A 12,589-nucleotide genomic window follows, 5' to 3' on the forward strand; every position below is an offset into this window, starting at 1 on the left:
CCGCCGGGGCAACCGAAGATGCCCCGGCGGTGCCGCCCGCGCGAACGTGACGCGGATCGAAAGTGGTGGGTTTGTGCTGACCCAGCCCCTTCTGCGTTCGAGTTGCCTGGTCACACAGTGCGTGTGACCAGGCGCGACGTGCCCCCGGCAGGACTTGAACCTGCGACCTAGAGATTAGAAGGCTCTTGCTCTATCCAGCTGAGCTACGAGGGCCGACGTCGGCGACGTTGGGTGTCGCCCAGCATCGGCAGCTTAGCCGTCGCCAACCTGTCGATCGTTCGACACCGCCAGATCGTTTCAGGTCGAGCCCACCCTTTTTTGGAACGCCCGTGAGCGCATCACGACGCGGGGTGACGCGCTCACGGGCCGGGGCCGCTTCGGGGAGCGGCCCCTGGGTTCGCGCAGGTCGCGAGTCGACTCGTCCGCGAGCGACCGGCACGAACCGTCGGGGTGGTCAGTCCCAGATCTTGAGGGCGCGGATCACGAACGGGCCCTGGGGTACGTAGGTGCCGCCACCCGGATAGGTGATGAAATCTCCCTCCGTGGTGCACTCCTCGCTCTGATAAATCGTCACGTCCCGGCTCAGCCGGTTGACGAACGAATGCCCGTCGAAGCCTTCGGGTAAGGGAATGCATTCGTCGGGATTGGCGGTGCGCAGGTCGAATTTGTGCACCGCGCCGCCGTACGATTCCGCGCCCCAGACGCAGAACTCGCCCTTCTGGCAGGCGGGTTCCGGCGGCGCGGTGGTGGCGCTCGCGACTCCGGTGCTGGTCAGCAGGCCGAACATGGCCAGCAGGAGGACGTGCGGGAGGCGGGCGCGCAGGTTCGTCAAACGTCGTTGCATGGCTGGGTTCTCCCCCGTGAATCGGCGGCTCGATGGCCGTCGGTGAATGTGTGATTCCACGATGGCGCGCGGGGAAGGGTTTGTCTGCCCGCATTTCTACTTCTGTGGATAAGTAGTTGTGCGCCGCTCGATCGGGGCGAGTTGTCCACATATCGCCGGGGCGCCTTGCGCGTGCCGGAATCGGCTGCTACGCGGGCGCGGTGGAGTCCCGGACGACCAGTTCGGTGGGTACCTCGGCGGGCGCGGGGGCCTTCTCCTCGCGCAGCAGGCCCAGCACCAGTTCGCCCGCCGCCCGTCCCTTGGCGGCGAGGTCCTGCCGGACCGTCGTCAGCGGTGGTTCGGACCACCGGGCGGGGGAGACGTCGTCGTAGCCCACGACCGACAGGTCACCCGGGACTGACAGGCCGAGCTGCCTGGCGGCCGAAATCGCCGCCAGGGCGAGAAGATCCGACATGCACAGCAGCGCCGTCGGCCGTGGCCGCCGGTCCAGCAGACCGAAAGCGCTCGGGAGAGCTGCTTCGACCGACAGTCCGGACGCCTCCCAGATCGGCACGTCCGCCGCCGGGATCCCCGCCTCGGCCAGCGTCTCCAGGTAGCCGGCCATCCGTTCGCGGTTATCGTGGAACCGGCTGTTCCCGGCCTCGGCCACGCTCAGTTCGCCGCCGCGCGGAGCCGAGAGGCATTGCGCAGAGAAGATCCCGATCCGCCGGTGCCCGAGCTCCACCAGGTGCCGCGCCGCGGCGGCCGCTCCGGCCCGGTCCGCGACGCCGATCCTCGCCGAACCGCGGATATGCGGCTGGTCGATCACCACCAGCGGCAGGCCCCGGTCCCGGACCGCGGTCAGCGCCGGGGCGCCGTCGGCCAGCGAATACGCCACCGCGATGTCGGCCTGCGCGGTCAGGATCCGCTCCGCGCGCGGGCCGCCGCTCTCGCCATCGCCGGGCAGCAGCAGAAGGGCGTGCCCCTCGGGGTCGACGACGGTCGAGAGCGCGTCGAGGGTGACCGACAACGCGGGATCCGAGAACGCCGTCGAAAGATTCGTGTCGAGCAGGACGGCGATCGCGCCGGTGCGGCTGGTGGCGAGGCTGCGGGCGGTCGGATTCGGCCCGGCGTACCCGATCTTCTTGGCCGCGCGAAGCACCTCTTCCCGCAGCTGGGCGGACAGCTGGTCGGGCCGGTTGTAGGCGTTGGAAACGGTCGCGCGGGACACCCCGACGGCGTCGGCGACATCGTCCAACGTCGGCCTTCGCCGTCGCGTGCTGGTCACCGCCGCAGTCTAGTCCCGGCCGGGGCCGGTGGACTTTCTGAAGCGCTTAAGTCATTCTGGGGGAAGAGGAATCGAAAGGAGACTGGGGTCTATGCGTGACCGTACGGCCGTTTTCGTCGTGTTCGCGCTCAACGGGGCCGCGCTCGGCTCCTGGGCGCCGCGGACGCCGGCGTTGTCGGAAAGGGTGGACGCCTCTCCGGGTGTCTTCGGGCTCGCCCTGCTGGGCGCCAGCGTCGGCATGTTGATCGCGGCGTCGGTTTCGGGGCGGCTGATCGAGCGGTACGGCGCCCGCGCGGTGGTCGCGGGCAGCACGATCATCGCCTGTGCGGCGTTGCCGATGATCGGCTTCGCGACGTCGGTCGTCCTGCTCGCCGGGGCGTTGTTCGTCCTCGGGGCGAGCGTCGGCGCGCTCGACGTGGCGATGAACGTCGCCGGAGTCGAGGTGGAGCGCCGGTCCGGGCGCGCGATCATGCCGATACTGCACGCCGGGTTCAGCTTCGGGGCGTTGGCGGGCTCCGTCGCCGCGGGGTTCGCCGCGTCGCACCAGTGGTCGCCGGGGAGGCATCTCACGGTCGCCGCGCTGGCCGCTCTGGTGGTGCTCGCCTTCGTCATCGCCGCAGTGCCCGGCGCGCGACCCGAACACGCCGAACCCGTCGAGAAGCCGCGAGTGGCGCCGATCAAACGTCCCGTGCTCTGGCTGCTCGCCGCCATCGCGCTGTTCTCGGCGATCGCGGAGGGCGCGAGTTCGGACTGGTCCGCGCTGCTGATGACGTCCGTGCACGGGGTCGGCGAGGGCGCTGCCGCCTTCGCGTACTCGGGGTTCGCCCTGGCCATGGCGCTCGCCAGGCTCGCGGGTGCCTGGCTTCAGAACCGTTTCGGCCCGACGCGTGCGTTGGCGGTGGGTGCCGGGATCGCGGCGGCGGGCCTCGTGCTCGCCGCGCTGGCCCACGTTCCGGTTTTCGGGTTCGTCGGTTTCGCGCTGGCGGGTGCCGGGCTCGCCGCGGCCTTCCCGATCGCGTTGAGCCTCGCGGGCGCGTCGGGCAAACGCGCCGACGGGACGGGGGGCGAGCGCGAACTGGCCTTCGTCACGGCGATCGCCTACACCGGTTTCCTCGCCGGGCCGCCGCTGATCGGCGGGATCGCGCAGGTGACGTCGCTTTCGGTGTCGTTCCTGTTCGTCGGGCTGACCGCCGCGCTGATCGTGCCGTCCGCGGTGGCCGCGGCGCGGGCGGGGAAACGGGAGGAGGTGGGCGAACCCGTCGCCCGTTGACATCTCCGCCGGACCCCGGGCAAGCTGGCACCTCGGTAAACTGAAATGAATGCGCTTTGGTCGCTGTTTCAGCAAGGCTAATCCGGGGAGGCTGGCTGATGCTCGGGGGTCGCGGAGGTATCCCGGCGCGGTTGGTGCGGACGACGGTGCCCTGGCTCGCCGGGGTCCCGGTGGCGTTCCGGCTGGCGATGCTGGTGCAGGCGCTGTGGGCGGCGGGTGCGGGGTCTTCGGTGCTGTGGACGTTCGTGGCGCTGCATCTGGTGCCCAACATCGTCGCGGCCGTCTGGATCTTCCGCTGGTCCGCTGCCGGGACGAGGCTGGTTCCGTTGGTGGACAGCGCGTTCGCCGTGCTCTTCGTCTTCGGGGCCGCGCCGTTCGCGCAGGACACCGCGATCACGTCGATCACCTGGACCCACCTGATGGGCACGGTGATGATCTGGGCCCTGCTGCGCGGCGCGGCGGCCGGAGCACTGGCCATCGTGGCCGCGGTGGTCCCGCACACGCTGCTGGACCCGGCCTCCTCGCTCGGTCTCCTGCTCACGCTCGCGACCGCGCTGGTGGTGTCCCTCGCGGTCGCCGGACTGGTCGGCGCGTCGATGCGGTTCGCGGTCGGATTCGGGGAGCAGCAGGGCCGGGCGGCGGAACGCGAACGGCACCGCCGCGACGTCCACGACACCGTCCTGCAGGTGATGGAATCGTTCGCGATCCCGGCGCCCGCCGACGAACTCGACCCGGCGGCCAGCCTCGACCGCGTCCGCCGGACCGCGCGCGCCCAGGCGATGCGCATCCGGCTCAGCCTCGAACACGAATCCACCGAAGGGATCGGGCTGCATCAGCGGTTACGGCTGCTCGCCGCCGAAATGGCCGCGGAGGGGCTGCGCGCCGAGGTCGTCGTTCAGGACGACGCCGCGCCGGAGCTTTCGGAGGAGGCGGCCATGGCGCTGCACGACTCCGCCAGGGAAGCCCTGCGCAACACGCTGAAGCACTCCGGGACCAGGCGGGCCGTGGTGAGCGTCGAAGAGATCAGCGGCGGGGTTTCGCTGACGGTGCGCGACCACGGCGCCGGTTTCGACGTCGGCGACCGGCGGCGCGGTTTCGGCCTCGAGAACTCGATCATCGCGCGGATGGCGGAGATCGGCGGTTTCGCGCGGATCGAATCCAGCCCGGGCCTGGGAACGAGGGTGGTGCTCCTCGCCCCCTCAGCCCTGAGTCTCCCCGTCGGGTGAGTCCCGCCACTGGAGGAACGGACGGTCCAGCGACCACTTGCCGTCCACCCGCTCCACGACGCGGTACTCGCAGGTCTTCGGGTTGGACAGGGACTCGAACAGCTCGATGCTCCAGCCGAAGAGCCGCCGGCACAGCAAGCGGATGGTGAGCCCGTGTGAGACGACGAGCACGGTTTCGGGGTGATCTTCGCCGCACGCCGCCAGTTCGCTGAGGAACGCGGCGACCCGGTCGTCGACGTCCGCCCCGGACTCGCCGAACGGGAGCCGGTAGAAGAAGTGCCCGAACTCGTGGCGGCGTTGTTTCTGGACCTCCTGCTCCAGCGGGTCCTGGAGGTTGCCCCAGTCCTGTTCCCGCAGCCTCGGCTCCGGCACGATCCGCTCGCAGGTGTCCCGGATGTCCAGTAGCCGCAACGTTTCCCGCGTCCGCAGATAGGGGCTGACGTAGACGGCCGTCCGATGGCCGCCGAGGACCTCCTTGAGTTCCGGGCCCGCCAGCTTCGCCTGCTCACGACCGGCGTCGGTCAGCGGCAGGGCGTGGTCGGGGATCCGGGTGTAGGCGAGCTCGTCGACGTTGCCGAGCGACTCGGCATGCCTCAGCAGGATGATCCGCACGCCGCCATCTTGCCGGTTGCGCGTTCGGCATACCCTCGTGACGTGCCTTCAGACCCCGAGACGAAACCGGCCCCACCCGCACGGAAGGCCGGTGTCCTGCCGCTGGTGTCGATCGGGGCGCTCCTGGCCGCGGTGGTGGCCGTCGGCCTGGTCGCGCTGACCGGTGGCGCCGGTTACGTCATCGCCGGACTCCCGGACCCGGGCCTGGTGACCCGCTACGGCATCACCGTCGTCCGGGTGCTGGCCGAGGCGGCTTCGGTGCTGTGCGTGGGCTCGCTGCTGCTGGCCGCGTTCCTCGTCCCGCCGCAGAAGTCCGGCACGCTCGCCGCCGACGGTTACGCGGCCATCCGCGTCGCCGGCGTCGCGGCGTGGGTCTGGTTCTTCGCGGCCACCGCGTCGATCTTCTTCTCCGCGGCCGACGGCGCGGGCCGCCCGTTCACCGAGGTGCTCTCGCCGCAGGTGCTGGTCGACCTCGTCGACGCGATCGAGCAGCCGAAGGCCTGGCTGTTCACCGCGTTGATCGCGCTGCTCGTCGCGCTCGGCTGCCGTCTCGCGCTGACCTGGGGCTGGACGACGGTGGTCTTCTTCCTGTCCGTCGGCGGCCTGGTCCCGGTCGCGGTCACCGGGCACTCCGCGAGCGGCGGCTCGCACGACATGGCGACCAACAGCCTGCTGTACCACCTGGTCGCCGCCGCGTTGTGGGTCGGCGGGCTGGTCGCGCTGCTGGCGCTCGGCTGGCGCCGCGGCGAGAACCTCAAGCTCGCCGCCACGCGGTTCTCCAAGCTCGCGCTGGTCTGCTGGATCGTGATGGCGGTCTCCGGCATCGTGAACGCGCTGGTGCGGATCAGGATCGCCGACCTGTTCACCACCGACTACGGTCTGCTGGTGGTCGCGAAGGTCGTCGCGTTGCTGCTGCTCGGTGTCTTCGGTCATCAGCAACGGCAGAAGGGCGTCGCCGGGCTGGTGAACGGTGCAGGCGGTGGTCAGCTGCTGCGGCTCGCCGCGGTCGAGGTGCTGATCATGTTCGTCACGATCGGCATCGCCACCGGTCTCGCGAAGACCCCGCCGCCGCAGGAATCGCTGACCCAGCCGTCGACGACGGAACTGCTGATCGGATACGACCTCTACGGTCCGCCGACCGTCTTCCGGCTGCTCACGGACTGGCGGTTCGACCTCGTCTACGGCACCCTCGCGCTCGTTCTCGCGGGGCTGTACCTCGCCGGGGTCCGGCGGTTGCGGCGCCGCGGCGACACCTGGGCCACCGGCCGGACGATCGCGTGGCTCGCGGGCTGTTTCGTGCTGCTGATCGCGACGTCGTCCGGTATCGGCCGGTACGCGCCCGCGATGTTCAGCGTGCACATGGGCAACCACATGTTGCTTTCCATGGTGGCGCCGGTGCTGTTCGTGCTCGGCGGGCCCGTGACGCTGGCGCTGCGCGCGCTGCCCACGGCGGGCAAGGACGCCCCGCCCGGACCGCGTGAATGGCTGCTCGCCTTCGTACACTCGCCGCTTTCGCGGTTCCTGACCCATCCGATCGTCGCGTTGCTGCTGTTCGTCGGTTCCTTCTACGGCCTGTACTTCTCGGGCCTGTTCGATTCGGCGCTGAACTATCACTGGGCGCATCTGGCGATGAACGCGCACTTCCTGCTCGCCGGGTACGTCTTCTACTGGCCGGTGATCGGGGTCGACCCGGCGCCGCGACGGCTCCCGCCGCTGGGACGGCTGGGGATGATGTTCGCCGCCATGCCGTTCCACGCGTTCTTCGGGATCGCCTTGATGAGCATGCAGACCGTGCTCGGGCAGGACTTCTACCGCGGGCTGAAACTGCCGTGGGTCACCGATCTCCTGACCGACCAGCGGCTCGGCGGCGGGATCGCGTGGGCTTCCGGTGAGCTGCCGGTGCTGCTGGTGCTCGTCGCGCTGCTGGTGCAGTGGGCGCGGCAGGACGAGCGGGAGGCGCGGCGCCGGGACCGCCGAGAAGAGGCCTCCGGTGACGCGGATCTGAACGCCTACAACGCGATGCTGAAGAAACTCGCGGATCAGGGCCGGGGGCCTGGGCAGGGCTCTTAGTCGTCGGTCTGACGAACGCTGACCTACCCGAACCGCCGCCCTACCACACCTCTCCGACCGCGCGGCCTTCTCCGCCCCGAGTTGTCCACAGGAAGCCCACAACGCCCGGAGTTGTCCACAGATCCGGCTTTCGCCCCTTTCCGCCCTTGAGTCCGAGGCAATCTGTGCTCAAGGGAAACGCCGGGAGAGTCCCGGAACGAGGAGAAGGGCGAGTGTGATGGCGATGGGCGAAACGTGGGTGACCATGATCGGCAACCTGACCAGCGAACCGGTCCACCATCCGGAGCGGGTGCACGGGCACGACGTCGTGTCGTTCGGCTTGCGGAGTGTCGAACGCCGATACGACAAGGAAAGAGGGGAGTGGGGTGAGGGCCGCCAGCTCGCGGTCAAGGTCACGTGCTGGCGCAAGCTGGCGATGGCGGCGTTCTCCTGCCTGAGCAAGGGAGACCCGGTGATCGTGGCCGGGCGCCTGCGCGGCGCCGAGACCGCGGAGGAGATCCCGGCACCTCTGGGTCTACCTGAGCTTGAGGCCTTCTCCATCGGGCCCAACCTCGCGCGCTGCTCGGCCGAGATCCACCGGATCGGGCGGGATCGGCCCAGGGCGATCCCGCCGCTGCCGCCGTCCGCGGGGAATCCCATGGTCACCGCGCTGGAGGAGGCACCCGTGGGCTGAGGTTCCGATGCTCGCTCAGTGATATCGGGCTGACTGTCGGTAGCTCGGTGGTGACCGCCGTCAAGGCCGCGATCGCCTCGCTCTACGATCGTTTGCATGGCCGAGTTCATCTACACCATGAAGAAGGTGCGCAAGACCGTCGGGGACAAGGTCATCCTCGACGACGTCAGCACCGCGTTCTACCCCGGCGCCAAGATCGGCGTGGTGGGGCCGAACGGCGCGGGTAAGTCCACCGTTCTGAAGATCATGGCGGGGATCGAGCAGGCCAGTAACGGCGAAGCCTTCCTCCAGCCTGGCGCCAGCGTCGGCATCCTCATGCAGGAGCCGGAGCTCAACGAGGAAAAGACCGTCCGCGAAAACGTCGAAGAAGGCCTTGGCGACATCAAGGTCAAGCTCAACCGCTTCAACGAGGTCGCCGAGCTCATGGCGACCGACTACAGCGACGAGCTGATGGAGGAGATGGGCAAGCTCCAGGAGGAGCTCGACCACGCCGACGCGTGGGAGATCGACTCCACGGTCGAGCAGGCCATGGACGCGCTTCGCTGCCCGCCGCCGGACGAGCCGGTCACCCACCTCTCCGGTGGTGAGCGCCGCCGGGTCGCGCTGTGCAAGCTGCTCCTGTCCGCGCCCGACCTGCTGCTCCTCGACGAGCCCACCAACCATCTGGACGCCGAAAGCGTGCTGTGGCTGGAACAGTTCCTCGCGAACTACGCCGGCGCCGTCCTGGCCGTCACCCACGACCGGTACTTCCTGGACAACGTCGCCGAGTGGATCATGGAGCTCGACCGCGGCCGCGTCGTCGGCTACGAGGGCAACTACTCCACGTACCTGGAGAAGAAGCGCGAGCGCCTCGAGGTCCAGGGCAAGAAGGACGCCAAGCTCGCCAAGCGGCTGAAGTCCGAACTCGAATGGGTCCGGTCCAACGCCAAGGCGCGCCAGACCAAGTCGCGGTCCAGGCTCGACCGCTACGAGGAGATGGCGGCGGAGGCGGACAAGCACCGCAAGCTCGACTTCGAAGAGATCCAGATCCCGCCGGGGCCCCGGCTGGGCAGCGTGGTCGTCGAGGTCGAGAAGCTGCGCAAGGGTTTCGACGACCGCGTGCTGATCGACGGCCTGTCGTTCGACCTGCCGCGCAACGGCATCGTCGGCGTGATCGGCCCGAACGGTGTCGGCAAGACGACCCTGTTCAAGACGATCGTCGGGCTCGAGGAGCCGGACGACGGCCGGGTCAAGATCGGCGAGACGGTCAAACTGTCCTATGTGGACCAGAACCGCGGCGGGATCGACCCGAAGAAGACGGTATGGGAGGTGGTTTCGGACAAGCTGGACTACATCCACGTCGGGCAGACCGAAATGCCCTCGCGTGCCTACGTCAGCGCGTTCGGTTTCAAGGGGCCGGACCAGCAGAAGCCGGCGGGCGTGCTCTCCGGTGGTGAGCGCAACCGGCTGAACCTGGCGCTGACCCTCAAGCAGGGCGGGAACCTGATCCTGCTCGACGAGCCGACGAACGACCTGGACGTCGAGACCCTTGGCTCGCTGGAGAACGCTCTCGAACAGTTCCCCGGCTGTGCCGTGGTCATCTCGCACGACCGGTGGTTCCTCGACCGGGTCGCGACGCACATCCTCGCCTGGGAAGGCACGGACGAGAACCCCTCGCAATGGTTCTGGTTCGAGGGTAACTTCGAGGGCTACGAGAAGAACAAGGTCGAACGTCTCGGTGCCGAGGCGGCTCGTCCGCACCGCGTCACCCATCGCAAGCTGACCCGCGACTGAGGGCCGGGGGTTCCCCGTGGAAGCCAGCAAGCGCAAACGGCCGGGCTTGCCCACCACCATGGTGGGTGGGCGGACGGCTGCCACCGGGGGAACCCTGTCCGCTGTCGGCAGGTTGATCGAACGCGCGGACGCCCTGCACCTGAGAGCGCCCGAGCTCGCACTGGTCCTCGGGGAGCGCGCGGCCGCGCTCGCCGAGGCCGCCGGTGCCGACGAGCAGTGGATCCGCGCGGAGAGCCTGGTGGTGAGCGCCCGGGTGCGGCTGGGAGGCCGTCCCCGGACGGTCGGCCGGGCCGTGGCCGCCCTGCGCGCCGCGGAACACGCGGGCTACGGCGACATCGCCGCCCGGCTGAGGATCGACCTGGCGGTCTGCGCGCGCAGCGTGGGCATCCCGTTGACGGGCCTGGCCGTGCTGCGTCCGTTGCTGGCGGATCCGGCGGTTTCGCCGTCGCACCGGGCCGAGGCGCTGTGTCATCTCGTGGGCTGCTTGGCGCAGTTCGGCCGCAAGGCGGAACTGGACCGGGTGCTCGCCGAGGCGGACAAGCTCGTGCTCGGCGACGGCTCGATGACGGCGGATTCCCAGTTGCTGATCCGCGCGCTGCTGCGGGTCGGGGTGTCGGCGCATCGTCGACGGCACGGTGACCTCACGTCGGCCGCCGACGCCGCGCGGACCGGGCTGGGCATGCTCGAAAAGCTCGGAAACCCCGACGACGACGGAGGTCTCGTCCGGATCCGGCTGATCCTGCAACTCGTCTGCACGTTGCTGGACCGGGGCGACACGGAGATGGCGCTGGAGGTCGCGCAGCCGATCCTCGACGCGCCCGTCCGTGCCGCCGGGATCGCGCCCGCCGCGTGGCTGCGGCTGGCGGTGGCCACTCGCGTCCTGTTGCCCGCGGGGTCAGGAGAAGCCGCGGGAATGCTCGTCCGTGAGGCGGTCGCCGGAGCCGAGGACCACAACCTGCACGCCGTCACGGCACGGCTGTGGCTGGAACTCGCGCAGATCGAGGAACGGCTCGGCCGCGCCGAGGAGGCCATCGGCTGCCTGCACCGTTCGCGTGCGGCCGAACATCTGCACGCCCGCGCGCGCAGGCAGGCGTGCAACGTCCTGGTCGGCGAATTCGGTGCGGCCGAGAACGCCGCCGTCGACCTGGACGACGTGCTGCGGGCAGTGGCCACGCGGCCGTCCGCCGCCGCGGCGACCGTTCCCGCGCCGGAACCGGCCGAGGTGACCGCGGTGATCCCGTCGATCCCGCCGATCGACGTGGCGCCCCCGAAGCGGGCCGCGGCCGAGCTGCCGGTTCGCCGTGAGCCGTCGCAGCCCGCGCGGCAGAGCAGGCATGCGGAATCCGCGTCGGCCGAACCTACGCGCGCTGCGGCGCCGTCCCGCCCGGCGGAGCCTGCCGCGACACCGGTCGCGGAAAAGAGCGAGGCGCCGGTGCTGAAGCCGCCGTCCCGCCCCGAGCCCGCCCGGGAAACGGCGGCGTCCGACAGCGACTGGCGTCGTCGGGTGCCGAAGAAGGCCAAGGCGCCGGCCAGGGTCGAGACCAAGGCCGAACCCGTCGCGCCGAAACTGATGCCACCGCCGAAGCCGGAACCCGCGCCGCGCCCAGAGCCGGTGTCGCGCGCGGAACCGGTGTCGCGCACCGAACCGGCGTGGCGTTCCGAACCGGTGTCACGTCCGGAACCGGAGCCCGTGCGCCGTCGCCGTCAGGAGGAGCCGGCGGCGCGCGAGACCGTCGCGCCCGAACCGGCGATCGCCCGGCCGGAACCCCCGGCTCCGGCCACGAGGCGCCGGGCCGAGGAGCCGTCACCCGTGGCGGCGTCGGAAACCGTCCTGCCGGAACTGCTTCTCGCTCCCGAACCCGCCGCCGAACCGCGGCCGCGCGTGACGGCGGAGACGCAGCCGCCGCGTCCGCCGGGCACCGCCGCGCCGTTGTGGGAGAGCGACGAGTGGGCGGCCGAAGAGCGGGCCCGCCGGTCTTCGGCGCCGGTCTCGCGCAAGACCCGGCACGACGCCGAACACGGTTCCGTGGCGGCGAAGTCGGTGCTGGACCGGCTCGGGATCTCGAGCACGGGCGGGCAGGGCGGTGGCCGCCGTCGCGCGGACGGCACCGCGGATCCCGTGCGCCCCGAACCCGCCGCCGAAGAACGCGTTGTCGAAGAGCGCGCCGCCGAAGAACGTGCCGACACCGGCCGTCCCCGCCGGGATCATTCTCTGGCCGAGTACAGCGAACCCGCCGTCCCGCTCGCGCCGCCGCCCCGGGAGGACCCGGCGCCGTCGCAGGGAAGCGGGACGAGTGAAAGCCCTCGCCCGGCCGCCAAGGAAGAGGTCGCGGATCCGTGGTTGCCGCGGTTGCGGATGCCGCCGGCGCTCGACCCGCTGACCGACACCGGCTCCTGGCGTCCGATCACGCCCTTCCCGGAGAGCTACGCCCGCGCGATCGCGGAGGACGAGCCGCCGCCGGACGCCGGTCTCGCCGACCTGCTCGCCCGCGCGCTCGCGGAGCATCAGGCGGGCACGGCCAGTGCCGCCGCGCTCGTGAAGCAGCTCGGGTCCCAGGACTCGGGAAAGCGTCCCGTCAACGGCCACGACCGGCACCGGACCAACGGCGGCGACTGACCCGGGCGGTAGCAAAGGTCCCTTGCTCCCACCTCGGTGAAGCGGCGCTCGGCTTGAACGATTCAGTCGGCCCGGTGAGGTCGCCCGAAGTGGCTCCGTGCGGCAATGGGTGCTGGTCACCCCGGTGCGGCGGGTCGCGTCGAGGCCCGGACAGACCGCTGATGTGACCCGCGAGTAGCTGAACCGATCACGGCGATTCCGGTATCTGAGCAGGGAAATCTTCGACGGCCGGGAAGG

General features: G+C 70.4%; 9 protein-coding genes and 1 tRNA gene. 6 read left to right on the forward strand and 4 right to left on the reverse strand.

Features of this window, described 5'->3' with window-relative positions; all coding sequences use genetic code 11:
* Window positions 1-139: 139 nt before the first annotated feature.
* From ACZ1DY_RS11150 to ACZ1DY_RS11160, 3 genes are all read right to left on the reverse strand, one after another.
* Window positions 140-213: transfer RNA gene (locus ACZ1DY_RS11150), tRNA-Arg, on the reverse strand.
* 241 nt (window positions 214-454) lie between these two features.
* Window positions 455-844, reverse strand: a complete 390-nt coding sequence (locus tag ACZ1DY_RS11155; protein ID WP_465484272.1) for a peptidase inhibitor family I36 protein — start codon at window positions 842-844, stop codon at window positions 455-457.
* A gap of 187 nt (window positions 845-1,031) precedes the next feature.
* Window positions 1,032-2,081, reverse strand: a complete 1,050-nt coding sequence (locus tag ACZ1DY_RS11160; protein WP_465485641.1) for a LacI family DNA-binding transcriptional regulator — start codon at window positions 2,079-2,081, stop codon at window positions 1,032-1,034.
* 121 nt (window positions 2,082-2,202) lie between these two features.
* Here ACZ1DY_RS11160 and ACZ1DY_RS11165 point away from each other — a divergent pair, with 121 nt between their 5' ends.
* Window positions 2,203-3,381, forward strand: coding sequence for an MFS transporter (locus tag ACZ1DY_RS11165; protein WP_465484273.1), 1,179 nt, complete (start codon window positions 2,203-2,205; stop codon window positions 3,379-3,381).
* A 98-nt stretch (window positions 3,382-3,479) separates the two neighbouring features.
* Window positions 3,480-4,607 carry a sensor histidine kinase gene (locus tag ACZ1DY_RS11170; RefSeq protein WP_465484274.1) on the forward strand — a complete coding sequence of 376 codons (1,128 nt, stop codon included), beginning with the start codon at window positions 3,480-3,482 and terminating at the stop codon, window positions 4,605-4,607.
* On the opposite strand, the gene ACZ1DY_RS11175 is transcribed toward ACZ1DY_RS11170, so the two are convergent.
* Complete coding sequence (locus tag ACZ1DY_RS11175) at window positions 4,581-5,219, reverse strand: histidine phosphatase family protein (RefSeq protein ID WP_257488403.1); 639 nt, start codon at window positions 5,217-5,219, stop codon at window positions 4,581-4,583. The two genes, ACZ1DY_RS11170 and ACZ1DY_RS11175, sit on opposite strands and share 27 nt — an antisense overlap.
* A 42-nt stretch (window positions 5,220-5,261) precedes the next feature.
* Here ACZ1DY_RS11175 and ACZ1DY_RS11180 point away from each other — a divergent pair, with 42 nt between their 5' ends.
* The 4 genes from ACZ1DY_RS11180 (at window position 5,262) to ACZ1DY_RS11195 (ending at window position 12,352) form a co-directional block, all read left to right on the forward strand.
* Window positions 5,262-7,289: a bifunctional copper resistance protein CopD/cytochrome c oxidase assembly protein gene (locus ACZ1DY_RS11180; protein WP_465484275.1), complete on the forward strand. Its 2,028-nt coding sequence runs from the start codon at window positions 5,262-5,264 to the stop codon at window positions 7,287-7,289.
* Between the two features lie 223 nt (window positions 7,290-7,512).
* Complete coding sequence (locus ACZ1DY_RS11185) at window positions 7,513-7,962, forward strand: single-stranded DNA-binding protein (RefSeq protein ID WP_321182994.1); 450 nt, start codon at window positions 7,513-7,515, stop codon at window positions 7,960-7,962.
* Window positions 7,963-8,058: 96 nt separating this feature from the next.
* On the forward strand, window positions 8,059-9,735 hold the full coding sequence (gene ettA, locus ACZ1DY_RS11190) for an energy-dependent translational throttle protein EttA (RefSeq protein WP_125676410.1): 1,677 nt from the start codon (window positions 8,059-8,061) through the stop codon (window positions 9,733-9,735).
* Between the two features lie 16 nt (window positions 9,736-9,751).
* Window positions 9,752-12,352 carry a hypothetical protein gene (locus tag ACZ1DY_RS11195; protein ID WP_465484276.1) on the forward strand — a complete coding sequence of 867 codons (2,601 nt, stop codon included), beginning with the start codon at window positions 9,752-9,754 and terminating at the stop codon, window positions 12,350-12,352.
* Window positions 12,353-12,589 lie beyond the last annotated feature (237 nt).

The sequence above is a fragment of the Amycolatopsis sp. PSD-21 genome (genome assembly GCF_055561455.1).

Coding starts and splice junctions, on each gene's coding strand:
- ACZ1DY_RS11155 (WP_465484272.1), bottom strand. CDS start 844: ATGCAACGACGTTTGACGAACCTGCGCGCCCGCCTCCCGCACGTCCTC.
- ACZ1DY_RS11165 (WP_465484273.1), top strand. CDS start 2,203: ATGCGTGACCGTACGGCCGTTTTCGTCGTGTTCGCGCTCAACGGGGCC.
- ACZ1DY_RS11170 (WP_465484274.1), top strand. CDS start 3,480: ATGCTCGGGGGTCGCGGAGGTATCCCGGCGCGGTTGGTGCGGACGACG.
- ACZ1DY_RS11185 (WP_321182994.1), top strand. CDS start 7,513: ATGGGCGAAACGTGGGTGACCATGATCGGCAACCTGACCAGCGAACCG.
- ettA (WP_125676410.1), top strand. CDS start 8,059: ATGGCCGAGTTCATCTACACCATGAAGAAGGTGCGCAAGACCGTCGGG.